19 protein-coding genes and 2 tRNA genes are annotated in these 23,315 nt (G+C 73.3%); 5 read left to right on the top strand and 16 right to left on the bottom strand.

What is annotated here, in order from left to right; all coding sequences use genetic code 11:
- Positions 1–166: 166 nt before the first annotated feature.
- From ABT247_RS07115 to ABT247_RS07125, 3 genes are all read right to left on the bottom strand, one after another.
- Positions 167–1,144, bottom strand: a complete 978-nt coding sequence (locus tag ABT247_RS07115) for a ribose-phosphate diphosphokinase (protein ID WP_350739221.1) — start codon at positions 1,142–1,144, stop codon at positions 167–169.
- A gap of 200 nt (positions 1,145–1,344) precedes the next feature.
- Positions 1,345–2,799, bottom strand: a complete 1,455-nt coding sequence (gene glmU, locus ABT247_RS07120) for a bifunctional UDP-N-acetylglucosamine diphosphorylase/glucosamine-1-phosphate N-acetyltransferase GlmU (protein ID WP_350739224.1) — start codon at positions 2,797–2,799, stop codon at positions 1,345–1,347.
- Between the two features lie 141 nt (positions 2,800–2,940).
- Positions 2,941–3,011 (bottom strand) — tRNA-Gln (locus ABT247_RS07125).
- Between the two features lie 248 nt (positions 3,012–3,259).
- Between ABT247_RS07125 and ABT247_RS07130 the strand changes: the two genes are divergently transcribed.
- Positions 3,260–4,360: a fatty acid desaturase gene (locus ABT247_RS07130; RefSeq protein ID WP_350739228.1), complete on the top strand. Its 1,101-nt coding sequence runs from the start codon at positions 3,260–3,262 to the stop codon at positions 4,358–4,360.
- A 191-nt stretch (positions 4,361–4,551) separates the two neighbouring features.
- Complete coding sequence (locus ABT247_RS07135) at positions 4,552–5,154, top strand: TetR/AcrR family transcriptional regulator (protein ID WP_350739313.1); 603 nt, start codon at positions 4,552–4,554, stop codon at positions 5,152–5,154.
- 80 nt (positions 5,155–5,234) lie between these two features.
- Here ABT247_RS07135 and ABT247_RS07140 read toward each other — a convergent pair whose 3' ends face one another.
- Complete coding sequence (locus ABT247_RS07140) at positions 5,235–6,083, bottom strand: methyltransferase domain-containing protein (protein WP_350739231.1); 849 nt, start codon at positions 6,081–6,083, stop codon at positions 5,235–5,237.
- Positions 6,084–6,194: 111 nt separating this feature from the next.
- Here ABT247_RS07140 and ABT247_RS07145 point away from each other — a divergent pair, with 111 nt between their 5' ends.
- Complete coding sequence (locus tag ABT247_RS07145; RefSeq protein WP_350739233.1) at positions 6,195–6,692, top strand: MarR family winged helix-turn-helix transcriptional regulator; 498 nt, start codon at positions 6,195–6,197, stop codon at positions 6,690–6,692.
- Between the two features lie 65 nt (positions 6,693–6,757).
- Here ABT247_RS07145 and ABT247_RS07150 read toward each other — a convergent pair whose 3' ends face one another.
- From ABT247_RS07150 to ABT247_RS07170, 5 genes are all read right to left on the bottom strand, one after another.
- On the bottom strand, positions 6,758–7,807 hold the full coding sequence (locus ABT247_RS07150; RefSeq protein ID WP_350739235.1) for a LuxR C-terminal-related transcriptional regulator: 1,050 nt from the start codon (positions 7,805–7,807) through the stop codon (positions 6,758–6,760).
- Between the two features lie 333 nt (positions 7,808–8,140).
- Positions 8,141–9,103 (bottom strand): UDP-glucose 4-epimerase GalE, encoded by a 963-nt coding sequence (galE, locus tag ABT247_RS07155; protein WP_350739238.1) that lies wholly within the window; start codon positions 9,101–9,103, stop codon positions 8,141–8,143.
- A gap of 320 nt (positions 9,104–9,423) precedes the next feature.
- Complete coding sequence (locus tag ABT247_RS07160; RefSeq protein WP_350739241.1) at positions 9,424–10,092, bottom strand: response regulator transcription factor; 669 nt, start codon at positions 10,090–10,092, stop codon at positions 9,424–9,426.
- A gap of 226 nt (positions 10,093–10,318) precedes the next feature.
- Positions 10,319–10,394 (bottom strand) — tRNA-Thr (locus ABT247_RS07165).
- Positions 10,395–10,566: 172 nt separating this feature from the next.
- Positions 10,567–11,103: a winged helix-turn-helix transcriptional regulator gene (locus ABT247_RS07170; protein ID WP_350739243.1), complete on the bottom strand. Its 537-nt coding sequence runs from the start codon at positions 11,101–11,103 to the stop codon at positions 10,567–10,569.
- A gap of 167 nt (positions 11,104–11,270) precedes the next feature.
- On the opposite strand from ABT247_RS07170, the gene ABT247_RS07175 reads away from it, so the two are divergent.
- Positions 11,271–11,867: a flavodoxin family protein gene (locus ABT247_RS07175; protein WP_350739246.1), complete on the top strand. Its 597-nt coding sequence runs from the start codon at positions 11,271–11,273 to the stop codon at positions 11,865–11,867.
- Between the two features lie 106 nt (positions 11,868–11,973).
- On the opposite strand, the gene ABT247_RS07180 is transcribed toward ABT247_RS07175, so the two are convergent.
- The 4 genes from ABT247_RS07180 to ABT247_RS07195 form a co-directional block, all read right to left on the bottom strand.
- On the bottom strand, positions 11,974–13,308 hold the full coding sequence (locus ABT247_RS07180; protein ID WP_350739249.1) for an MFS transporter: 1,335 nt from the start codon (positions 13,306–13,308) through the stop codon (positions 11,974–11,976).
- A gap of 184 nt (positions 13,309–13,492) precedes the next feature.
- Positions 13,493–14,719, bottom strand: a complete 1,227-nt coding sequence (locus ABT247_RS07185) for a S8 family serine peptidase (RefSeq protein WP_350739251.1) — start codon at positions 14,717–14,719, stop codon at positions 13,493–13,495.
- A gap of 250 nt (positions 14,720–14,969) precedes the next feature.
- Positions 14,970–16,604 (bottom strand): WXG100 family type VII secretion target, encoded by a 1,635-nt coding sequence (locus tag ABT247_RS07190; RefSeq protein ID WP_350739254.1) that lies wholly within the window; start codon positions 16,602–16,604, stop codon positions 14,970–14,972.
- Positions 16,605–16,647: 43 nt separating this feature from the next.
- Entirely contained in the window at positions 16,648–17,217 is a 570-nt protein-coding gene (locus tag ABT247_RS07195) for a DUF2563 family protein (RefSeq protein ID WP_350739257.1), read from the bottom strand.
- Positions 17,218–17,533: 316 nt separating this feature from the next.
- Here ABT247_RS07195 and ABT247_RS07200 point away from each other — a divergent pair, with 316 nt between their 5' ends.
- A complete protein-coding gene (locus ABT247_RS07200; protein ID WP_350739260.1) occupies positions 17,534–19,408 on the top strand; it encodes an FUSC family protein in 1,875 nt (624 codons plus the stop codon).
- Positions 19,409–19,440: 32 nt separating this feature from the next.
- Here ABT247_RS07200 and ABT247_RS07205 read toward each other — a convergent pair whose 3' ends face one another.
- The 3 genes from ABT247_RS07205 to rsmA all read right to left on the bottom strand — a co-directional run bounded on the left by ABT247_RS07205 (position 19,441) and on the right by rsmA (position 23,286).
- Positions 19,441–21,264: an ABC-F family ATP-binding cassette domain-containing protein gene (locus ABT247_RS07205; RefSeq protein ID WP_350739262.1), complete on the bottom strand. Its 1,824-nt coding sequence runs from the start codon at positions 21,262–21,264 to the stop codon at positions 19,441–19,443.
- 202 nt (positions 21,265–21,466) lie between these two features.
- Positions 21,467–22,384, bottom strand: a complete 918-nt coding sequence (locus ABT247_RS07210) for a 4-(cytidine 5'-diphospho)-2-C-methyl-D-erythritol kinase (RefSeq protein WP_350739265.1) — start codon at positions 22,382–22,384, stop codon at positions 21,467–21,469.
- Positions 22,381–23,286 carry a 16S rRNA (adenine(1518)-N(6)/adenine(1519)-N(6))-dimethyltransferase RsmA gene (gene rsmA / locus ABT247_RS07215; protein WP_350739268.1) on the bottom strand — a complete coding sequence of 302 codons (906 nt, stop codon included), beginning with the start codon at positions 23,284–23,286 and terminating at the stop codon, positions 22,381–22,383. The genes ABT247_RS07210 and rsmA overlap by 4 nt, the downstream gene beginning before the upstream one ends.
- Positions 23,287–23,315: the final 29 nt, after the last annotated feature.

Consider the following 23,315-nt stretch of genomic DNA (forward strand, 5'->3'; position numbering starts at 1 on the left):
TCTCTTTAGGCGGGGGCCGCCCCTCCCCGCTGCTCCCGGGGCCCCCCCCCACGGGGCCTTCGTCAGCGCACCATCGGCGCACGCGTCGTGCACGCGTCGCGCACGCGCCGGTGCACCGCCGGTGCACCGCCGGTGCACGCTTCAGTGCACCGCCGGCGCACGCGTGTCAGTGCACGCCCTCGAAGAGGCTCGTGACCGAACCCTCCTCGAACACCTCGCGGATCGCGGCCGCGATCGAGGGGGCGATGGACAGCGTGGTGATCTTGTCCAGCTGGAGCTGCGCCGGGGTGGGGAGCGTGTTGGTGAACACGAACTCGCTCACCCGGGAGTTCTTCAGCCGGTCCGCGGCCGGGCCGGAGAGCACGCCGTGGGTGGCGGCGACCAGCACGTCGGCGGCGCCGTTCTCGAACAGCGCGTCCGCGGCGGCGCAGATGGTGCCGGCGGTGTCGATCATGTCGTCGACCAGGACGCAGACGCGGCCCTTGACGTCACCGACGACCTCGGCGGACAGGATGGTGTTGGCCTGCGTCATGTCGCGGCGCTTGTGGATGATCGCCAGCGGCGCGTCCAGCCGGTCGCACCACTGGTCGGCGACCTTCACCCGGCCGGCGTCCGGCGAGACGACGGTCAGCTTGGAGCGGTCCACCTTCTCGCCGATGTAGTCGGCGAGCAGCGGCAGCGCGAACAGGTGGTCCACCGGGCCGTCGAAGAAGCCCTGGATCTGCGCGGTGTGCAGGTCCACGGCCATCAGGCGGTCGGCACCGGCCTGGCGGAGCAGGTCGGCGATCAGCCGGGCCGAGATCGGCTCGCGGCCGAGGTGCTTCTTGTCCTGCCGGGCGTACCCGTAGAACGGCAGGATCGCGGTGATGCTCTTGGCGGAGGCCCGCTTCAGAGCATCGATCATGATCAGCTGCTCCATGATCCACTGGTTGATGGGAGCCGTGTGGCTCTGCATCACGAAGCAGTCCGCGCCACGCGCCGACTCCAGGAAGCGGACGTAGATCTCGCCGTTGGCGAAGTCCAGGGCCTTGGTCGGAACCAGTTCGGTCCCCAGCGCCGCGGCCACCTCCTTCGCCAGTTCCGGGTGGGCACGGCCGGAGAAGAGTTTCAGTTTCTTCTCACCCGACGTCGTGATCCCGCTCACTGCACCGTCTCCTCGCGTTGCGGACGCTGAATCCCTCCCCCGCGGAGGGCAGGCGCAGCCGCACCCGCGGGGGTCAGGGAGTTTGTCGGTACGCCTGGACACGGGCGGCAAGCCCAGTGGCGCACGTATGACCCCAAGGTTACGCGCCCGTGCGGAAACCGTCCGCCCCGGGACCGCCCGCCGGTGCCCGGCCCGCCCGGTCAGGCCTCGGCGGCCCCGTCCTTCGCGGCCTTCGCGGCCTGGGCGGACGTCGTGCCGGGGCGCTTGCGCTCGACCCAGCCCTCGATGTTGCGCTGCTGCGCCCGGCTCACGCCCAGGGCGCCCGCCGGGACGTCGCCGGTGATCACCGAGCCGGCCGCGGTGTAGGCGCCGTCGCCGACGGTGACCGGGGCGATGAACATGTTGTCCGAGCCGGTGCGGCAGTGCGCGCCGATGACCGTGCGGTGCTTGTTCACCCCGTCGTAGTTCACGGTGACCGAGGCCGCGCCGATGTTGCTGCCCTCGCCGATGACGGCGTCGCCGATGTAGGAGAGGTGCGGCACCTTGGCGCCCTCGCCCAGCTCGGAGTTCTTCACCTCGACGTAGGTGCCGACCTTCGCCTTGCGGGCCAGCTTCGCGCCCGGCCGCAGGTAGGCGTACGGGCCGGCGGTGGCCAGCTCACCGACCTCGGCGCGGTCGGCCGTGGTGTTGCTCACCCGGGCGCCGGCGCCGACCAGGGTGTCCTTCAGCGTCGAGTTCGGGCCCACCTCGCAGCCCTCGCCCAGGTGGGTGGCGCCCTGCAGCTGGGTGTTCGGCAGCACCACGGCGTCCGGCTCGTAGGAGACCTGCACGTCGAACCAGGTGGTCGCCGGGTCCACCACGGTGACGCCCGCCCGCATCGCCCGCTCCAGCAGGCGGTCGTTCAGCAGCCGGCGGGCCTGCGCCAGCTGGACCCGGTCGTTGATGCCCAGGATGTCCCGGTGGTCCTCGGCGACCACGGCGCCCACCCGGTGCCCGGCCTTGCGCAGGATCGCCAGGGTGTCGGTCAGGTACTCCTCGCCCTGCGAGTTGTCCGTGGTGAGCTCGGCCAGCGCCTCGACCAGCAGCTTGGCGTCGAAGGCGAAGACGCCCGAGTTGATCTCGGTGATCGCGCGCTGGGTGTCGCTGGCGTCCCGCTCCTCGACGATCGCGGCGACGGTGCCGTCCTCGTCCCGCAGGATGCGGCCGTAGCCGAAGGGCTCGGGGACGACGGCGGTCAGCACGGTGACCCCGTTCTGCTGCGCGGCGTGGGCGTCCGCCAGCCGGAGCAGGGTCCGCCCGGTCAGCAGCGGCGAGTCCCCGGCGGTGACGATCACGGTGCCGTCCAGCACCACGCCGTCGGCGGCCAGCGCCTCCAGCGCCGTGCGCACGGCGTGCCCGGTCCCGTTCTGCTCCTCCTGCACCACCGGCCGCGCCGCCGGATAGTGCGCCGCCAGGTGCTCCTCGACCTGCTCGCGCTGGTGACCGACCACCACGACCAGCTGCTCCGGCGTCAGTTCCCCGGCCGCCGCCACGGCGTGACCCACCAGCGAGCGCCCGCACACCTCGTGCAGCACCTTGGGCAGCTTGTTCGACTTCATCCGGGTCCCGCCACCGGCGGCGAGCACGACAACGGCGGCAAGCGAATTGGCAGCCATGCGGGGAGGCTCCTCATTAGGTTCACAGAGAGGCAGAGCAGCCCGGCCCGGACCCAGGCCGGTCGCCATTCGCACAGTCCGCCGAGCAGCACCGACAATACCGGCGAGGCGGGAAACGCCCGAACCTGAGGCGTGAAGAGGCTCCGCCGCTAGGATTCGAACCCAGACAAAGGCCTCCAAAGGGCCCTGTGCTGCCATTACACCACGGCGGACAGTCGTGTCAGACCCTACCCGAGACGACCCTCCCGTGGGTATCAACCGACGCGATCCGCGGGGCCGGATCCCGCCGCCGCGGGTCGAACACCGCCGCCGTCCGGTTCATCCATCCAGTCGGGTGAATTCACCCGAGCGCCGCGTGGCGGTGTGTTCCCCTGGACGCGACACGCAACCTACGATGCCGTAGGTTACGCAAACGTAGGTCCGCTGTCCCGTACCGGGACACCGCGAAGGGACGCCCCCCATGACCACCCAGGCAGACGAGGCGCACGCGGATGGCGCCGCGCTTCCCGAAACCTCTCCCGATCCCTCCGTCGACCCCTCCCTCGCCCGCACGGCCGATCCCTCCGTCGGCGCGTCAGCCGGCACCTCGGCCGGCCCGTCCACCGATCCGACGGCCGATCCGACGGCCGATCCCTCGGCCGACGCCGCGACCCGGCTGTCCGCCACCCGTGGCGGGGAGAAGCAGGGCTTCGCCGAGCGCGTCGCGCTCGGGCTGTTCATCCTCGTCCCGTTCGCCGCGCTGCTCGCCGCCGTCCCGGTGGCCTGGGGCTGGGGGCTGGGCTGGACGGACGTGGCGATCACCGTCGCCATGTACTTCCTCACCTGTCACGGCATCACCGTCGGCTACCACCGCTACTTCACCCACGGCGCCTTCAAGGCCGGCCGCCCGATGCGCCTGGTGCTGGCGATCGTCGGCAGCCTGGCCGTCGAGGGCCCGCTGGTGCGGTGGGTTGCCGACCACCGCAAGCACCACCGGTTCAGCGACAAGGACGGCGACCCCCACTCGCCCTGGCGCTACGGGGAGAGCGTCCCGGCGCTGATCAAGGGCCTCTGGTGGGCGCACATGGGCTGGATGTTCGACGAGGAGCAGACCCCTCAGCTCAAGTACGCCCCCGACCTGGTCCGCGACCCGGCCCTGCGGCGGATCTCCCGGCTGTTCTGGCTCTGGACCACGATCTCGCTGCTGCTGCCCGCCCTGGTCGGCGGCCTGGTGAGCCTGTCCTGGGAGGGGGCGCTGTCCGCCTTCTTCTGGGGATCCCTGGTCCGGGTGGCCCTGCTGCACCACGTGACGTGGTCCATCAACTCCATCTGCCACGCCGTCGGCCGGCGCCCGTTCCGCTCCCGCGACCGCTCCGGCAACGTCTGGTGGCTCGCGGTGCTCTCCTGCGGCGAGTCCTGGCACAACCTGCACCACGCGGACCCGACCGCGGCCCGGCACGGCGTGCTCCGCGGGCAGATCGACTCCTCGGCCCGGCTGATCCGCTGGTTCGAGCTGGCCGGCTGGGTGCGGGACGTCCGCTGGCCGGACGCTCAGCGGATCGCCGCCCGCCGCGCCGCATGAGGCGGCGCTTCCAGCATGATGTAGGGGTGAACGGGAGCAGCGAAGACAGCACAGGCGGTCACCAGAGCACGCGGACGGACGCGGCGCCCGGAACGGCGCCCGCCCGTCCGCGGGCCGCTGCACCGGTGGGCGGACCCGCCGACGGGGGCGCGGCCGCCGCGACCCCCCGGCGCCGGGGCGGCCGGGTCCGGATGACCGGCAAGCAGCGCCGGGAGCAGCTGCTCGAGATCGGCCGGACGGTCTTCGCGGAGCGCGGCTACGACGGCACCTCGGTGGAGGAGATCGCCGAGCGCGCCGGGGTCTCCAAGCCCGTCGTGTACGAGCACTTCGGCGGCAAGGAGGGCCTGTACGCGGTGGTGGTGGACCGCGAGATGCAGCTGCTGCTGGACATGGTGACGGGGGCGCTGACCGGCGGCCACTCGCGCGAGCTGCTGGAACAGGCCGCGTTCGCGCTGATGGACTACATCGACACCTCGACGGACGGCTTCCGGATCCTGGTCCGGGACTCGCCGGTGGCCCAGTCGACCGGCACCTTCGCCTCGCTGATCAGCGACATCGCGACCCAGGTCGAGGACATCCTCGGCCTGGAGTTCAAGTCGCGCGGCTTCGACGCCCGGCTGGCCCCGATGTACTCGCAGATGCTGGTCGGCATGGTCGCGCTGACCGGCCAGTGGTGGCTGGAGGTCCGCAAGCCGGACAAGGCGACGGTGGCGGCGCACCTGGTGAACCTCGCCTGGCACGGGCTGGAGGGGCTGGAGCGGCACCCCCGGCTGGTCGGCGACCGCACGGCCTGAACCCCGCGCCCCTCCCATCGCCGCCGCGTCCCCTCTCATCGCCGCAGCTCCGCCCTACCGCTCCGCCCTGCTGCTCCGTCTCACCGCCGCTTGACCCCGACCGCGAAGATCCGTCGGAACGGGAACACCGTCCCGTACGGTCCGGGCGGGTAGGCCTCGCGCAGCAGCCGCCCGTACTCGGCGAGGAAGTCGTCCCGGTCGGCCGGATCGGTCAGCGCGGTGAGGACGGGCCGCAGCGCGGTGCCCTTGACCCACTCCAGGACCGGGTCCGGGCCGGGGAGCAGGGTGCGGTAGGTGGTCTCCCAGACGTCGGGGAGGCAGCCCACGGCGGCCAGGGCGTCGAGGTAGCGCTCGGGCGGGTGGACGCCGGCGCGCACGGTGCCGGTGCCTCCGGCGTCGGTGTTTCCGGCGCCGTTGTCTGCGGTGCCTCCGGTGCCGGTGCCGAGGAGGTCGCGCCAGCGCGGGCTGTGGCACAGGTCGGCGAGCAGGGTGTGGCTGGGGGCGTCGAAGTTCCCGGGGACCTGGAAGGCCACCGCTCCGCCCGGGCGCACCGCGGCGGCCCACCGCGGGATCAGGTCGAGGTGGCCGTCGATCCACTGCAGGGTGGCGTTGGAGACGATGAGGTCGGGCCGGGCGGGAGCCGGGTCGTACGCGCGGGCGTCGGCGAGCAGGTACTCGGCGGTGGGTTCGCCCTCGGCGCGGGCGGTGGCGAGCATCGCGGCGGAGCTGTCGATGCCGGTGATCCGGGCCCGCGGCCAGCGTTCGCGCAGGACGGCGGTGGAGTTGCCGGGGCCGCAGCCGATGTCGAGGACGACGGTGTCGGCCCTGTCCGGGAGTGCGGGAACGCGGGCGATCAGTTCGCGCAGCGGGCGGGTGCGTTCGTCGGCGAAGCGCAGGTACTGCGCCGGGTCCCAGGCCGGGGTGGTCATGGTTCACCTCACGGGTATCTCGACGTCAAGATATCTTTCGACAGCCTCATCGCCACTTTTCTCGATGTCAAGAGACTTCACATCGACACATCCACCGATACACTGATCGTCATGGAGGACGAGGTCGACAGGCTGGTCGCAGCGTGGCGTCGGGAGCGCCCCGACCTCGACGTGGAACCGCTCGAAGTGCTCAGCCGGGTCAGCCGACTCGCCCGGCACCTGGACCGCGCCCGCCGCACCGCCTTCGCCGAGCACGGCCTGGAGCCCTGGGAGTTCGACGTCCTCACCGCCCTGCGGAGGGCCGGCTCCCCGTACCAGCTCTCCCCCGGCCAGCTGCTCACCCAGACCCTGGTCACCTCCGGCACCATGACCAACCGGATCGACCGTCTCACCGGCAAGGGCCTGGTCAAGCGCCTGCCCGACCCGGACGACCGACGCGGCGTCCTGGTCCGGCTGACCGACGACGGCCGGGACCGCGCCGACCAGGCGCTGGCCGGACTGCTCGCGCACGAGCGCGAACTCCTGGCCCAGCTCAGCTCCGACCAACAGGGCGAACTCGCCGCCCTGCTGCGGCTGCTGGTCGCACCGTTCGACAACATCCCGGGCTGAGCCCCGCCGCACCGCTGCCACGCCGCTGCCACGCCGCCGCTTGGTCGGCCCCCGGCTGCGGGGCGTCAGCTGGTGGAGGCGACGGACGGCGGTGGGGCCGGTTCGGCCGGGCTGATCCCGGCCCGGCGGGCGACCGCGACGGCGGCCAGCGTGGAGTGCACCCCGAGCTTTCCGAGCACGTTCTGCATGTGGGTGCGGACGGTGTGCGGCGACAGGTACAGCCGCTCGGCGACGGCCTGCCGGCCCAGGCCGGCGACCATGCAGCGCAGGATCTGCTTCTCCCGCGGCGTGAGGGTGTCGACCAGGCGCTCACTCTCGGTGCGGTCCCGCCGGGCGGTGGTGAGCTCGCGGATCACCCCGGTGAGCAGCGCGGGCGGCACGTGCGTCTCGTCCCGCAGCACGCCCCGGACCACCGCCAGCAGCCGGGCCAGCGAACTCTCCTTCGCCACCCAGCCGGTGGCGCCCGCGTGCAGCGCCCGGACCGCCCGGCGGGGGTCGTCGGCGGCGGCCAGCACGACGACGCGCAGGCCCGGGTGGGCGCGGCGCAGTCGGCCGAGCAGCGTGATGCCGTCGGGGGGCGGGGAGACGGCGCCGAGTTGGTCGCCGCGCGGGTGGTCGGCGCGCAGCTGGTCGCCGCGCTGCTGCTCGGCACGTGGCTGCTCGGCTCGCGGTTGATCGCCACGTAGCTGGTCCCCCCGCAGGTGGGCCCCGCGCGGGTGGTTCCCGCGCTGCTGTTCGGCGCGCGGTTGCTCGGGGCGCAGCTGCTCCGGGCGCAGCTGCTCCGGGCCCGGGTGGTCCGACGGACGGGCGGCGGTCGCCTGGGCCGCGGGCCGGTGGGGCGACGCCACGGCCGGAACCGGGTGGCGGCGGGCCTCCTCGGCCCGGTCGGCGCCACTGCGCGCCCGCGAGCCCGCGGCCTCGGCTCCCAGGTCCGCGTCGATCAGCACCACGTCGTAGGCCCGGCCTTCGGCGGCCGCCCGCTCCAGCGCCCGTTCGGCGGCGGCCGCGCTGCCGGCCGCGCCCACCTCCACGTCCGGCTCGGCGGCGAGGGCCGCGGCCAGCGCCTCGGCGAAGATCCGGTGGTCGTCGACCACCAGGACCCGGATCCGCCCCATCGTCACTCCCCCTGCCCTGCTCAGAGCGCCCGAGCCCGGGAACGGGGACCGGTCCGGCGGCCGTGCTCCGGACCCGCCGCTCCGCCCGCCCACCGGTCGGTCGGCCGGGCCGCAAGGGCGCCGGCCCCCACCGGTACCGGACTCAGCGTACGGGCCGGGAAACCCCCGTCGTGGTGGTTTGGTGAAGTTCCGCCAGCAGGCGCCGGCACGGCCGGGGCAGGCCCAGTGGCAAGCCCCGTGGCCGGGCCGGTGGCAGGGCCCGGTGGCCGGACCCGTGCGGGCGGGCGGCCCCGGGCGCCGTCCGCGCCCCGGGCCGCCGCGCCCCGCCCGCCGTCAGCCGGCGTTCTTCTCCAGGGTGAACTTCCAGGCGTCGGCCACGATGTCGTCCAGGTTCGGGCGCCGCGGCGTCCAGCCCAGCGCCTGGTGGGCGCGCTCCGCGGAGGCCACCAGCACGGCCGGGTCGCCGGCCCGGCGACCGGCCACCTGCACCGGGATCTCCCGGCCGGTGACCCGCTTGACCGACTCGATCACCTCGCGCACCGAGAAGCCGCTGCCGTTGCCCAGGTTGCAGATCAGGTGCTCGCCCGGCTTGGCCGCGTCCAGCGCCAGCAGGTGCGCCTCGGCCAGGTCCGCGACGTGGATGTAGTCCCGGATGCAGGTGCCGTCCGGGGTGGGGTAGTCGTCGCCGTACACCGCGATGTGCGGGCGCTGCCCCAGCGCGGCCTGGAAGACCAGCGGGATCAGGTGCGACTCCGGGTCGTGGCGCTCGCCGTAGGCGCCGTACGCGCCGGCCACGTTGAAGTAGCGCAGCGACACGGCGGCCAGCCCGTGGGCGACGGCCTCGCTGGTGATCAGGTGGTCCACGGCGAGCTTGGTGGCGCCGTAGGTGTTGGTCGGCGCGGTCCGGGCGGTCTCGGCGATCGGCACCGCCTCGGGCTCGCCGTAGGTGGCGGCGGTGGAGGAGAACACCAGCTTGCGCACGCCGGCCGCGCGCATCGCGCTGATCAGCTCCAGCGAACCGGCCACGTTGTTGCGCCAGTACTTCTCCGGGTCCACGACGGACTCGCCGACCTGCGAGGAGGCGGCGAAGTGCAACACCCCGTCGAAGGAGCCGTCCAGCACCTTCCCGGCCTCCTGGATCCGGCCCTCGACGAACTCGGCACCGGTCGGCACGCCCTCGCGGAAGCCGGTCGAGAGGTCGTCCAGGACGGTCACCTGGTGCCCCGCCTCCAGCAGGTGGGCGGCCACCACACTGCCGACGTAACCGGCGCCACCCGTGACCAGGTACTTACTCATGATGGGACCCCTCCAGCGGGCGATGGCCCGCCCGGTCGGCGGCCCATCGGTGGATGCGTACGACTGCGCTCAATTGTCCCTGCTCGGTGAGGTGCTCCCGACCACCGGGGCGGTCGCTCCCGGGCTTCCTCAGCCGGCCCTCTGCGGCTGTGCCCGTCCCCGCCGCGTCGGCCGCCGCCCCCGCCCGCTGTCCCCGGCCGCTGCCCCGGCCGCTGCCCGGGCCGCTGCCCCGTCCGCTGCCCCGGCCAACCGCCCCTCGGCCGCCGCCCTCGGTCACCTCCTCGGCTGCCGTCCCCGGCTGCCGTCCCGGGCCGTCCTCCTCAACCGCCGGCCATCCGCTCCAGCAGGCCGGTGCGCGCCGCCACTGCGGCCGCCTCCAGCCGGGTGCGGGCGCCCAGCTTCATCAGCACCCGCTGGACGTGGGTACGCGCGGTGCTCGCGGCGATCCGCATCCCGGCGGCGATCGCCGCGGTGTCCTCGCCGTCCGCGATCCGGGCCAGCACCTGCACCTCACGCCGGGTCAGCAGCCGCAGCAGCCGGACCGCCTCGTCGTCCGGTTCGGCCACCGGGCGCAGCAGTTGGTCGAAGGCCCCGCGCAGGACGTCCACGGCCACCGCCGCCTCACCGGCACGAACCCGTCCGATCGCCCGCTCGACCACTTCGATCCGCTCGTCGCTGGGCACGTACCCGGCCGCCCCGGCCGCGAACGCCCCGGCCACCCCGCGCAGTTCGCCGACCGGCCCGAGCACGATCACGGCCACCTCGGGGCGCTCCCGGCGGATCCGGCGCAACCCCTCGAAGGCCCCCGGCTCCCCCGGCGCGGCCACGCCCAGCAGGCACACCTCCGGCCGCCGCCCGACCACCAGCTCGGCGGCGACGCCCGCCGGGGAACCGACCGCGAGCACCCGGTGGCCACGCAGCTGGAGCGCGGTGGCCAGCGCCTCGGCCAGCAGCCGGTGGTCGTCGACCACCACGAGTCGAACGCCCATGACGCCCTCCCGGTCGGGGTCCGGCTCGCGCCCGCGCCCGTCGGGCGGGCGGCCGATGACGCCCCATCACAGCGCATTCCACACCCGGCCCGCTAGGCCACCGCGTGTCGGCCGGCACCGGGCGGGCCCGGGCGGATCCGGATGGATCGGGCGGGTTCGGGCGGGTTCGTGCGGATCGGCCCCGGACACAGCGAAAGACCCTCGCCGAGAGGCGAGGGTCTTTCAGTGGAGCCCCCATGCGGAATCGAACCGCAGACCTTCTCCTTACCATGGAGACGCTCTACCGACTGAGCTATAGGGGCTTGCCGGGCTTTTCGCCGGGCCGGTCGAACAAGGAAGACATTACACGGCCGTCGGCCCGGAAGGGAAATCGGCTGCCGCCCGGCGCTCGTCGGCCCTCCGACCGCGCCCCCGGCCGCACCACGGACCACCCGGACCGCACTCACGGACCGCCCCTGACCCGCCTCCGGCCGATCAGCCTTCGGCGTGCACTGCGTCGAACTCCTCACGGGCCTCCAGCATCTGCCGGGCGCGCCGCTCCGTCCAGCGACCGATCGGGGAGACCAGCTCGGCCAGCTCCCGGCCGAGCGGCAGCAGGTCGTAGACCACCCGCGGCGGCGTCTCCGGGAAGACGGTGCGCAGCACCAGGCCGTCGCGCTCCAGGGTGCGCAGCGACTGGGTGAGCATCTTGCGGCTGACACCGCCGATCCCGCGCTGCAGTTCGGAGAAGCGCTGCGGCCCGCAGGCCGAGAGGCTCATCAGGATCAGCAGCGACCACTTGTCGGCGAGCTCGGCGAACATCTCGCGGCTCGGACAGAGCTGGGCGAAGACGTTGAGTTCCTGATCCTGCTCCTGGCCCTGTTCGCACTCCTCCCGCCCCCGCTCGTGCGCGGGCTCGCGCCCGTCCCGCTGCCGCTCGTGCTCCTGCCGCCCCCGGCCCGGCCCGCGGTCCTGCTGCTGCGGCTCCTGGTACCGCCCGGCGGGGGTGCGGGTCGTGTCCTCGGTCGTCATACGGACCAGGGTAGTCCTTCGGTCTCGAATCCATCCTTGGTAACCAACAGAGACCTGGTCTATATTGGTGACCGCCAACCGGGCCGGACGCCCGCAGGTTCCGCCCTGCCCGGCCCGTCCCCGCCACTTCCATCCGGCTCACCGCCGTCCCGTACAGGAGCGCCCGCATGACCGCCATCCGCCCCACCGTCGCGATCGCCTACCACTCCGGCTACGGCCACACCGCCGTGATCGCCGAGGCCGTCGCCCGCGGCGCCGCCGACGCCGGCGCCGAGGTCATCTCGATCGCCGTCGACACCATCACCGACGAGCAGTGGGCCCAGCTGGACGCCGCCGACGCGATCGTCTTCGGCTCCCCCACCTACATGGGCACCGCCTCCGGCGCCTTCCACGTCTTCGCGGAGGCCAGCAGCAAGCGCTGGTTCGCCGACGCCTGGAAGGACAAGGTCGCGGCCGGCTTCACCAACTCCGCCTCCAAGAGCGGCGACAAGGCCGGCACCCTGGGCTTCTTCCAGACCCTCGCCGCCCAGCACGGCATGAACTGGGTCAACCTCGGCCTCAAGCCCGGCTGGAACGCCACCACCGCCAGCGAGAACGACATCAACCGCCTCGGCTTCTTCAACGGCGCCGCCGCCTCCACGCCGGCCGACGCCGGCGCCGAGGCCGTCCACAAGGCCGACATCGCGACCGCCGAGCACCTCGGCGGACGCGTCGCCCAGCACACCGCCGTCGTGCTCGCCGGCCGCGCCGCCCTGGCCGGCTGACCGGTCGACCCACCGGCCCAGCCGGCTCGCTGCCCTGGCCGGCTCGCCGGCCTGGCCGACTGACCGGTCGACCCGCCGGCCTCGCCGGCCGGCCTCCCGGGTGCGCCTACGCCGCCGGATCCGCCCCCAGAACGGGCGCCCGGCGGCGTCCGCCGTCCACCGCGGCCAGCTCGGCCCCCGTGGTCTCGGGCAGCAGCCGCAGACACGCCAGGGCCAGCACGCCCAACCCCGCCACGTACCAACCCACCGGCTGCGCCGTCCCGTACGCCGCCGTCAACCTGGTCGCCACCAGCGGCGTCGTCGCACCGCCGACCACCCCGCCCAGGTTGTACGTCAGCGCGGCGCCCGTGTAGCGCACCCGGGTCGGGAACAGCTCCGGCAGTAACGCCGCCAGCGGCCCGAACATGCAGCCCAGCACCACCATCGCCCCCGCCAGCCCGACGAACACCAGCGGCCGCCGCGTCGTCTCCAACAGCGGGAACACCACCGGCGACCAGCCCGCCGCCAGCCACGTCGCCCACCGCAACGTCCGCCGCCGGCCCCAACGGTCACTGCGCGAGGCGCTCAGCCACACCATGGCCGCCATCCCCGCCGCACCGACCAGCAGCATCGACAGCACCACCGTGCTCGCCAGCCCGAGACCGGACGTCGCGTACGCCAGCGCGTACGTCGTGGTCAGGTAGAACAACGCGTACCCCACGGTGATCGCGCCACCGCCCGCCAGCACCGGCCGCCAGTGCTCGCGCACCACCTCCACCACCGGCGGCCGCTCCCCGCGCCCGGCCGCCCGGAACAACGGCGACTCCTCCAACCGCAGCCGCACGAACAGCCCCACCGCCACCAGCACCAGCGAGGCCACGAACGGCACCCGCCAGCCCCACTCCCGGAACGCGCGCCCGTCCAAGCCGAGTTGGAGCGCCAGGAACACCCCGTTCGCCAGCACGAACCCGCCCGTCGGCCCCAGCTGCAGGAACCCCCCGTACCGCCCCCGCCGCTCCGCCGGCGCGTTCTCCGCGATCAGCAGCGCCGCCCCACCCCACTCCCCGCCCAGGCCGACGCCCTGGCACACCCGCAACACCACCAGCAGCGCCGGCGACCACCACCCCCACGCCGCGAACCCCGGCAGCAACCCCACCGCCGCCGTCGCCAACCCCATCGACAGCAACGACACCACCAGCGTCGCCTTCCGCCCCACCCGGTCACCGAAGTGCCCGAACACCACCGCCCCCAACGGCCGTGCCAGGAACGCCACCGCGTACACCGAGAACGCCGCCAACAACGCGCCCACCGTGCCGAGCCCGGGGAAGAACACCGGCCCGAACACCAGCGCGGCCGCCGTCCCGTACAGGAAGAAGTCGTAGAACTCGATCGCCGTCCCGATCAGCGCCGCAGCCGCCGCCCGCCGCAACTGCCCTACCCGCCAAGCACCCTCCGCATCCATACCACCACCCTCGCCAGGCCTCGACGTCGCCCACCAGCCGCCACCCGAGTGACCCGGGCGCACACCACGCGGCCCACGCCGGGACGCCACTCCCCGCTCCCCGCGACCCGGGCACCCCCGGCCGACACACGTCCGCGAGGACACCGGGCACCCCGGCGCCCTCGCGGCCCCGATGCCCTTCCCGCTACCGCGCGTACGGGTTGTCCTCCGGCGGCACCGGCGGCTGGTACGACGGCGGCGGCGCCATCGGCTGCTGCGCAGGCACCGGCGGAACGACGACGTCCCCGGACGGCCCCGCAGACACCCGCCGCCGCCGCAACACCGCGAACACCGCACCGGCGACCACCACCAGCCCGGCCACCACCCCGGCCACGACCGGCAGCGCACCGCCGCCACCCGACCCGGCCGACGCACCGGCCGTCGGCTGCGCGGACGGGGCGCCGACAGCCACCTCGCTCGGGGTCGCGGCAGGGCTCGGCACCGACGACGCGGGAGCGGAGGCGGACGGGGTCGTCGCAGATGGTGCCGCCGCTGCCGGAACCGGGGAAACGTCTGCAGGACCCGGATCGCCCGGGTCCGTCAGTGCAACTCGTGGCCGTACCGCGCCATAACCGCTGATGTTGTTGCGCATGGAGCCGTCATGCGGCTTGCCCGCCGTATTGATGAGGACTCGCAAGACCTGGTTCGCCGTCCAGTCCTTGTGCACCGACCAGACCAGCGCCGCCGACGCGGACACCAATGCGGCAGCGTCCGATGTGCCGTGGCTCTGGCAGTACTCCGTATCAGCAGTACAGGCCGCGACGATGTCCATTCCAGGTGCCACCAGGGCGACTTGCGGGCCCTGTTCGGATTCCGCAGTCACCACTACGTCGCGATCAACTGCCCCAACGCCGACAACGTTGGGCAGACCACCCGGATAAGAGACCGGATTGCCGGATTGCGCCTCGTTCCCCACGCTCGCAACGACCAGAGATCCCTTCGCCCGCGCCCCGGCCAGGATCCGATTCAGCTTTTCCACGTCGGCCGATGAGAAGAGCGCCGCATCCATGCCCTGCGAGATGTTGATGACTTTGGCCCCCTGGTCGACGGCATAGTCGACCGCCTGCCCGATCTGGTTCAGGAAATCCGAAGGGAGAGCTGCCGAGACAGACCCGTTGTTGATCTTCAGCGGTAGAACCTTGGCCCCAGGAGCGAGGCCGTAAGCACCTGTCCCGCCGACGCTCCTGCCGGTCCCGGCAATGAGGCTCGCCATCTCGGTACCGTGCCCATCGGCGTAGGTCCCTACGCCACCGGAGCTGCCACTGAAGTCCTTCCCCGGCAGGAATTGCCCGGCGAGATCGGGATGGTCCAGCTTGAAGCCACCATCAATGACCGCGACGGTGATTCCCTGCCCCTTGGTGACCTTCCACATCTCCGGTGCGTGCATGGCATCCAGATGCCACTGCTTTTCTCGAATCGACCCGTCCGCAGCCGCCGGCGCTGCAATCGGGCCGACTACGAGTCCCGCCGCCAGAAACGCCGCAGCAGCACGCCAACGCACTCGCGCACCCGTCCGCCCCATCACAACTCCTCGTCGGTCTATCGATTGGCCGGGAAGGCCTTGCCCGAACAGGTCTGCCCGGCCACTGGACGAGCCCAGTGGCCGGGCAGACGTTGCCGCACTACTCAATCACGTCGGGGTTGCTCTCCGGCGTACCGTTGGTCCAGGTTTCCTCGTCCTCGTGGAGGTAGTCCGCGCGGTTGCGACGGTTGCGTTCGGTCCGACCGCCGTGACCCGACACTCCGGGGGCCATCATGCCGTTCTGTCCCGAACGGGCGCCGCCCTCGGCGGCTTCCGCTGCGGCCGCCCGGTTGCGCAGACCCGTGCCGCCCGGCGTGAACTCGCCACCCGCGGCAGGACCCTTGCGACCGCCGACCGCACCACCCGGCGTGAAAGCCAGGCCCCGGCCACGCGAGCTGCCGCCCGCGCCCACGACACCGTGACCACCACCGATACCGGGGTTCATGCCCATGCCCCCGCCCATGGGCGACCCGGGCCGACCGCCAGCGGTCGGCCCGGCCTCTCGGCCGAAGACCGTTCCGCTGGGCAGCCCCGGGGTGCCGGACTTGCCGGGCACGTTGCCGCCGCCGAACGGGACCGGACGGGCGGGAATCGAACCGCCACCGGTGCCCTTGGTCGGGATGGAACCACCGGGCCCGAACGGGAAGCCTGTGACCGGCCCACCGCCCGGCAGGACGCCAGGGCCACCGCCGGGTCCACTCGGGTAGGTCGGACCGCCGCCCGGCAGCAGGGGGCCGGTGCCAGGGGTGGTCGGAACAGTCTGGTCCGGGAGAGTCGGCAGGCTGTTGAGATCAGTGCCCGGGTGGTTCACCGGATCCGATGGATGGGACGGCGGGACCGATGAGCCCGGGTCCTGCGGCGCCGACGGCAGTTGCCCCCCACCGTGCGGAGGAGTCGTCCCGGTGTGGCCCGGGTTGGAAGGGCTGTGCCAGTTGGTTCCCGGGTCTCGGGGCGTCACCGAGCCTCCGCCGTCACCTACGGACGAGCCGTGACTTCCCGCTGCACCGCCACCATCCGAGCGAGCGGCCCGCACGGAACCGCCGTAGCCACCGCCGCTCCCTCCGTCCCGCTGAATCGCCGTGGAATCGTTCTGGTTCGACGGCGCGGGCGTTCCCGGCAACGCGATGTCGCCGAGCCCGTTCAGCTTCGTGGTCGCCGCGGCGTAGGCCTGCCCCAGTTTCTCCATCTGGTGGATGGCTTCCTGGTGCGCGTCGTAGAGCTCCTTCGTCCCGGCCATCGCCTCGGTCTCCGAAACCCAGTTGTCCGCACCGCGCTTGCGCTTCATCGCCGCGTCGATGTCGGCCGTGGAGGGCCCGTTCGGATTCCAACCGACCGACTGCAGCTGGGTGATCACCGCAGGATCGGGGGCTCCCTGGGACTTCCGCCCGTTCACCCACTTGAGGGCGTCCGGCGGCACCGGCGGCACGGCGGCCTTGGCGGTGCTGAGGGCCTCACCGGCCTGGTGCATCGCGTCGCCCGCGCCCGCGGAGTAGGTGCCCAGCTTCTCGGCGGACTGCTGCAGGTTGTTGGCCCAGGTCTTGAAGTTCTCCGCAGCCTGTCCTTCCCAGGTGACCTGGGAGAGGTGCGCCTTGAGCGCCCCGCTCAGTTCCGCCAGCACGCGGCCGGCTGCTTGCAGCTTGGTGCCGCGGCTCAGCACCGAGGCCGGATCGGTGTCCTCGACCATGCCCTTGAGCACGGCATGGTCCATGCCTTCAAAGTTCGATTCGGTTGCCACTACCTACACCCCGTTCCCCGTGAACCCTTTCCATCGACCGCCGTCACAGGTCGTTCTTGCCGGCAGGTCCGGTCGTCCCCGTCACGCCCGAGCTCTTCGCGACCGCGTTCTGATCGGCGGTCGCCTGGTCCTCGTTGGTCCGGTAGTTGCCCTCCGTGCTCGTCACGGCCTTCTTCATCGCCTCGATCTGCGACAGGAAGTCCTTGTGCAGCTTGACGAGTTGGGTGTGGACCTTGTCGTAGGTGCTGGAGAGGGTGACCGCTTCCACGAACTGGTGCGCGGATCCCCCGCTCACGAAGCTTCCCTGGGACAGCTTCTGCTCCTCGAGCTTGTACGGCGCGGCCGGTGATCCGTCCATCGCGGCGAGAAGTGCCTCGATCTTGGTGGCGAAGGTGGTGAGCGTGTCCAGCTCCACCTTGACGTCGTGCTTGCCGAAGGCGGCGACCAGCGCGTTGGCGTCCCCGTACGTCTGCGACTCGCTGATCGTGGGGCCGTACATCTTCGGGTTGGTGGGCAGCACGTACGGTTTGGCGTCAGTGGGCGAAGGTGCGGGGCCCGTTCCCGCGGGATTCGTCGGGTTGGTGGTCGTCACCGGCTTGCCGTCATCTGCCACAGCAGTTCACCTCTCCCCCGTACGGCAGGGCGCTCCGGGCAATGCCCGGGTGCTTCCCGCCGCTACGCACCGTCAACTTCTCGGTCTTGCCGTCCTGGTCGGTGTGACCGCCCGTCCTGGGGCGGTTTTCCCCTCCGTCATCGTAGCCACCGCCCCTGTCGGCCCGGCAGGGCCCTTGGCCCGCCCGGGCGCGATCGGTACGAACCTGACACGTGGCGGCGGCCGTCGGGTGCCTCGGTAGACTGGTCCGGTACGCCCCATCTGCCGCGCAATGTCGCACAGCAGCGACCCGAGGCCGCAGAACGGACGTGACCGCATGAGCTCCTCCCTGGCCACCTCCTGGTGGGCCCGCGCCGTGCGCCCTGCCCGGCCGCCGGTGCCGTGGGTGTTGATGGTCCGTGCGGCGCTCGGCATGGGGGTGCCGCTGGCGGTCGGTCTGCTGACGCACCGCATGGATCTGGCGGTGTTCGCGGGGCTCGGTGCCATGCACGCCACGATGAACGACCGGGTCGAGCCGGTTCGGCGGCGGATCGGCCGGATCGCGACGGCCGTGTCGGCTTCCGCGCTCGGCATGCTCATCGGTTCGGCGTTGCAGCACGCCCAGGTGGGTGCGGGCGTGCTGGGCGGGGCGCTGACGCTCGTCGGTTTCGTGTCCGGGGCGGTGAGCGCGACCGGTCCGCGCGGGTCGGCGGCGGGGATGCTGCTGCTGGTGTCGGCGGCGCTGGGTGGCGGGATGCCGCTGCCGCACCCGTGGTGGGCGGCGGCGGCGATGATGCCGGCGGGCGCGGGGCTGGTGGTCGTCCTCGGGCTGCCGGTGGGGGCCGGTCACCGCTCGGGGGCGGATCCCCGCCGCCGTGCGCTGGCCGCCGTCTACGAGGCGCTCGGCCGCACCCTCGCGGACCTGGGCACTCCCCGGGGTGCCGGATCGCGCCGGGTGCTGACCGCCCGGCTGAACCAGTTCCAGGACCTCGGGCCCAACCCGCCCGGCGGCAGCGGTCTCCACCGCGCGTACGAGGCGGCTCTGGCCGCCACCGAGGCCGCGACCGGTCTGCTGTGGGCCTGGCGCCCCGTCCCGCCGGAGGTGGCCGCGGTGCCCGGGCGGTTGGCGGCGGCGGTGCGGCAGGGCGGCGGCGAGGTGGTGGTGCCCCGGTGGCGGCCGGACACCCCGGCGCGGCAGGCCCTGGACGTGGCGCTGCGCGCGGCCGCGGACGTCGTGGCGGGGCGGGAGGCGGACCTCGGGACGGCTCCCCCGCCTCCGCCCGACCCGTGGCGGTTGCGGGCGCGGCTGTGGTCGCGTCCCTCGGTCCGGTACGGGCTGCGGGTCGCGCTGTGCATCGCCGTCGGTGCGGCGGTCACCGCCCACTACCCGCTCAGCAAGGGCTACTGGGTGCCCATGACGATCGCCTTCGTGCTGAAGCCGGATCTCGGCTCGGTGTTCCTGCGCGCGGTGAGCCGGGCGGTCGGCACGGTGGTGGGCGTGGTCGTCACGGCGGCGCTGCTGTCGCTCACCACCGGGCCGTGGGCGCTGCTCGCGGTGGCCGCGCTGTGCGTCGCCCTGCTGCCGTACGCCACCGCCGCTCACTACGGGCTGAACACCGTGGTGATGACCCCGATGGCGCTGCTGCTGCTCCAACTCGGCGGGCAGCGCAGTGACGTGGAGTTCTGGCCCCGGGTGCTGGACTCGGTCCTCGCGAGTGCGGTGGTGCTGCTGTTCGGCTACCTGCTGTGGCCGGAACGCCCGCGGCACCGCATCGAGCCGCGCCTGGTGGCCGCGACCAGCGCCCTGCGGGCCTATCTCGACGCGGTGACCGGACAGGGCTCCGGAGGGGTCTGGCTGCGCCGCACCGCCTACCGCTCGCTGGCGGACGCCCGTCAGGAGGTGCGGCAGGGGCTGGCGGAACCGCCGCCCACCGGGCGGCTGGCCGAGCAGTGGCTGCCGGCGACCGCCGCGTTGGAGCGGCTGGCCGGGGCGGTGGCGGCCTTCGCCGCGCAGGTGCGGTACGGCGGCCGGGTGCCCGATCCGGAGGAGACCGACCGGGTGCGCCGGGCGCTGGACGAACTGGCGGCCGCGGCCCGGGAGCACCGCCCGCCGACGGGGCCGACGGCCCGTCCGACGGCGCCGCACGACCCGGCGCTCAGCGCGCTGGGCCGTGCGGCGGACGAGTTGGAGAGCCTGCTGGGCAGGGAGTGACCCAGGCCCGTACCGGCCCGGCAAGGAGCGCCTCAGACCTGTTCGGCCAGCTCCAGCCAGGTCATCTCCAGCTCCTCCTTCTCCTCCCGGACGGCGCGCAGCTGCCCGTCCAGCTCCGCGACCTTGGAGAAGTCGGCGGCGTGCTCGGCGAGTTGGGCGTGCAGCTTGGACTCCTTCTCGTCGAGCTTGGCGATCTGCCGCTCCAGCTTCTGCATCTCCTTCTTCGCCGCCCGCAGGTCCCCGCCGGACAGTCCGGGGGCGGCGCCGGCCTCGGCATCCGGGGCGGGGGCGGCGGCAGCGGGGGTCGCGGCGGCTGCGGCCGCCATCCGGGCCCGCCGCTCCAGGTACTCGTCGACGCCGCCCGGCAGCATCCGCATCTTCCTGTCGCCGAGCAGCGCGTGCACCACGTCCGTGGTCCGCTCGATGAAGAACCGGTCGTGGCTGATGACGATCATCGAGCCGGGCCAGCCGTCGAGGAGGTCCTCCAGCTGGTTGAGCGTCTCGATGTCCAGGTCGTTGGTGGGCTCGTCGAGGAACAGCACGTTGGGCTCGTCCATGAGCAGCCGCAGCAGTTGCAGCCGCCGCCGCTCGCCGCCGGACAGGTCGCCGACCGGCGTCCACTGCTTGTCCTTGCCGAAGCCGAACTGCTCGCAGAGCTGACCGGCGCTCATCTCCCGGCCCTTGCCGAGGTCGACCCGGGAGCGGACCTGCTCGACGGCCTGCAGCACCCGGGTGGCCGGGTCCAGCTCGGCGACCTCCTGGGACAGGTAGGCGAGCCGCACGGTCTTGCCGACCTTGATCACCCCGGAGGCCGGCTGCACGTCGCCCTCGGAGGCGTACGCGTCGCGCAGGGCGCGCAGCAGCGAGGTCTTGCCGGCGCCGTTGACGCCGAGCAGGCCGATCCGGTCGCCGGGGCCGAGCTGCCAGGTGAGGTTCTCCAGCAGCAGCTTGGGGCCGGCCTTGACGGTGACGTTCTCCAGGTCGAAGACGGTCTTGCCGAGGCGGGCGTTGGCGAACTTCCTCAGCTCGCTCTTGTCGCGCGGCTCCGGCACGTCCGCGATCAGGGCGTTGGCGGCCTCGATCCGGTAGCGCGGCTTGGAGGTGCGGGCGGGGGCGCCGCGGCGGAGCCAGGCGAGTTCCTTGCGGGCGAGGTTCTGGCGCTTCTGCTCCTCGACGGCCTCGATCCGGGAGCGCTCGGCGCGGGCGAAGACGTAGTCGGAGTAGCCGCCCTCGTACTCGTGCACCTCGCCGTTCTGGACGTCCCACATCCGGGTGCAGACCTGGTCGAGGAACCAGCGGTCGTGGGTGACGCAGACGAGTGCCGAGCGGCGCTTCTGCAGGTGCTGGGCGAGCCAGTTGATGCCCTCGACGTCGAGGTGGTTGGTGGGCTCGTCCAGGACGATCAGGTCGGGCGAGCCGAGCAGCAGCTTGGCGAGGGCGATGCGGCGCCGCTCGCCGCCGGAGAGCGGGCCGATGACGGTGTCGAGGCCGTCGGTGAAGCCGGGCAGGTCGAGGCCGCCGAAGAGGCCCTCGATGATGTCGCGGATGCGGGCGTCGCCGAGCCACTCGTGGTCGGCGCGGTCGGCGATGACCTCGTGCCGGATGGTGGCCGTGGGGTCGAGCGAGTCGTGCTGGGTGAGGACGGCCAGCTGGAGGCCGCCGTTCCAGGTGATCCGGCCGCCGTCGGGCTCCTCCAGCTTGGCGAGCATCCGGATCAGGGTGGTCTTGCCGTCGCCGTTGCGGCCGACGACGCCGATCCGGTCGCCCTCGCTCACGCCCAGGCTGACCGCGTCCAGCAGGGCGCGGGTGCCGTAGACCTTCGTGACGGACTCGATGGTGGCGAGGTTGACGGCCACGTGTGCTGCGCTCCTGGGTTCGGCGGTTGCGGGGTGGGGGCTGGGCCCGCCCCCGTCTCGGGGGCACCCCGGTCACCCCAGCCTAATGGGCTGGAGGTGACCCGAACGACGGACTCAGAGCGCCGATGCCCCCGGTACCGGCCCGTACAACGACGGGCTCAGAGCGCCGACGCCCCCGGTACCGGCCCGTACAACGACGGACTCACAGCACCGACGCCCCCGGTACCGGCCCGTACGTGGCGTGCGCGGTGCGGCAGGTGCCGGAGGCGCGCAGCGCCTCGGCGACGGCGGCGGCCGCGTCGGCGTCCTTGGCCAGGAACGCGCAGGTCGGCCCCGAGCCGGAGACCAGGGCGCCGAGCGCTCCCGCTTCGGTGCCGGCCCGCAGGGTGGCCGCCAGCGAGGGACGCAGCGACAGCGCGGCGGGCTGCAGGTCGTTGGCGAGCGCGGCGGCGAGGGCGACGGCGTCGCCCTGGGCGAGCGCGGCGAGCAGGGCCGGGTCGGCGTCGGGGGTGGGGACGTCGGTGTCGCCGGAGCCGGTGCCGGCCTCCTCGCGCAGCCGGTCGCACTCGCGGAAGACGGCGGGGGTGGACAGGCCGCCGTCGGCGACCGCGAAGACCCAGTGGAAGGTGCCGGAGACGGCGAGCGGCTCCAGGATCTCGCCGCGGCCGCGGCCCAGCGCGACGCCGCCGACCAGGGCGAACGGCACGTCGGAGCCCAGTTCGGCGGCCAGTTCCAGCAGCGTCCCGACGGGGGTGTCCAGCTTCCACAGCGCGTCGCACGCGACCAGCGCGGCGGCGCCGTCGGCGCTTCCGCCGGCCATGCCGCCGGCGACCGGGATGGCCTTGGCGATGTGCAGGTGCACCGCGGGGTCGGCGATCCCGTGGTGGGCGGCGAGCAGCCGGGCCGCGCGGGCGGCGAGGTTGCTGTCGTCCAGCGGCACGGCTTCGGCGTCCGGCCCGGAGCAGGACAGCGTGATGCCGTCGGACGACTCGCTCGCCGTGACCTCGTCGCCGAGCGCGACGGCGAAGAAGACGTTGGCCAGGTCGTGGAAGCCGTCGGCGCGCAGTCCGCCGACCCCGAGCTGGACGTTGACCTTGGCCGGCACCCGTACGGTGATCACACGATGTCCTTGGGCTTGTGCTCGGCGATCGCGGCGAACTGCTCCACCGTCAGCATCTCGCCGCGCAGCTTGTGGTCGATCCCGGCGGCGGCGAGCGCCTGCTCCGCCCCGGCGGCGGAGCCGGCCCAGCCGGCCAGGGCGGCGCGCAGGGTCTTGCGCCGCTGGGCGAAGGCGGCGTCGACGACCGCGAACACCTCCTCGCGGCTGGCGGTGGTCCTCGGCGGCTCGCGGCGGATCAGCGAGACCAGCCCGGAGTCGACGTTGGGGGCGGGCCAGAACACGTTGCGCCCGATCGCCCCGGCCCGCTTCACGTCCGCGTACCAGTTGGCCTTGACCGACGGGACGCCGTACACCTTGTTGCCGGGCTTGGCGGCGAGCCGGTCGGCGACCTCGCTCTGCACCATGACCAGGGTCCGCTCGATGCTGGGGAAGGTCGCCAGCATGTGCAGCAGGACGGGCACGGCGACGTTGTACGGCAGGTTGGCGACGAGTGCGGTGGGCGCCGGCCCGGGCAGCTCGGTGACCTCCATGGCGTCGCTGAGGACCAGGTCGAAGGAGTCCGCACGACCGGGCATCCGGGCTGCGACGGTGTCCGGCAGGTGCCGGGCCAGCACCGGGTCGATCTCGACCGCCGTGACGTGCCGGGCGACCTCGAGCAGCGCCAGCGTGAGCGAGCCGAGCCCCGGCCCGACCTCCACCACCGCGTCCTGCTCCGTCACCTCGGCGGCGCGGACGATCCGCCGCACGGTGTTGCCGTCGATGACGAAGTTCTGCCCGCGCTGCTTGGTCGGCTTCACGCCGAACGCGGCCGCCAGCTCCCGGATGTCGGCGCTGCCCAGCAAGGGGGTCCCCCCGGCCGGGGGCTGGGGGCGGCTGTCAGGGGTGGGGTCGGTGGTGCTCACGCGCCAAGGATACGGGCGCGGAGGGCGCC

This window comes from Kitasatospora sp. NPDC001539 (assembly GCF_040298565.1).
In the GTDB taxonomy this organism is placed as follows: domain Bacteria; phylum Actinomycetota; class Actinomycetes; order Streptomycetales; family Streptomycetaceae; genus Kitasatospora.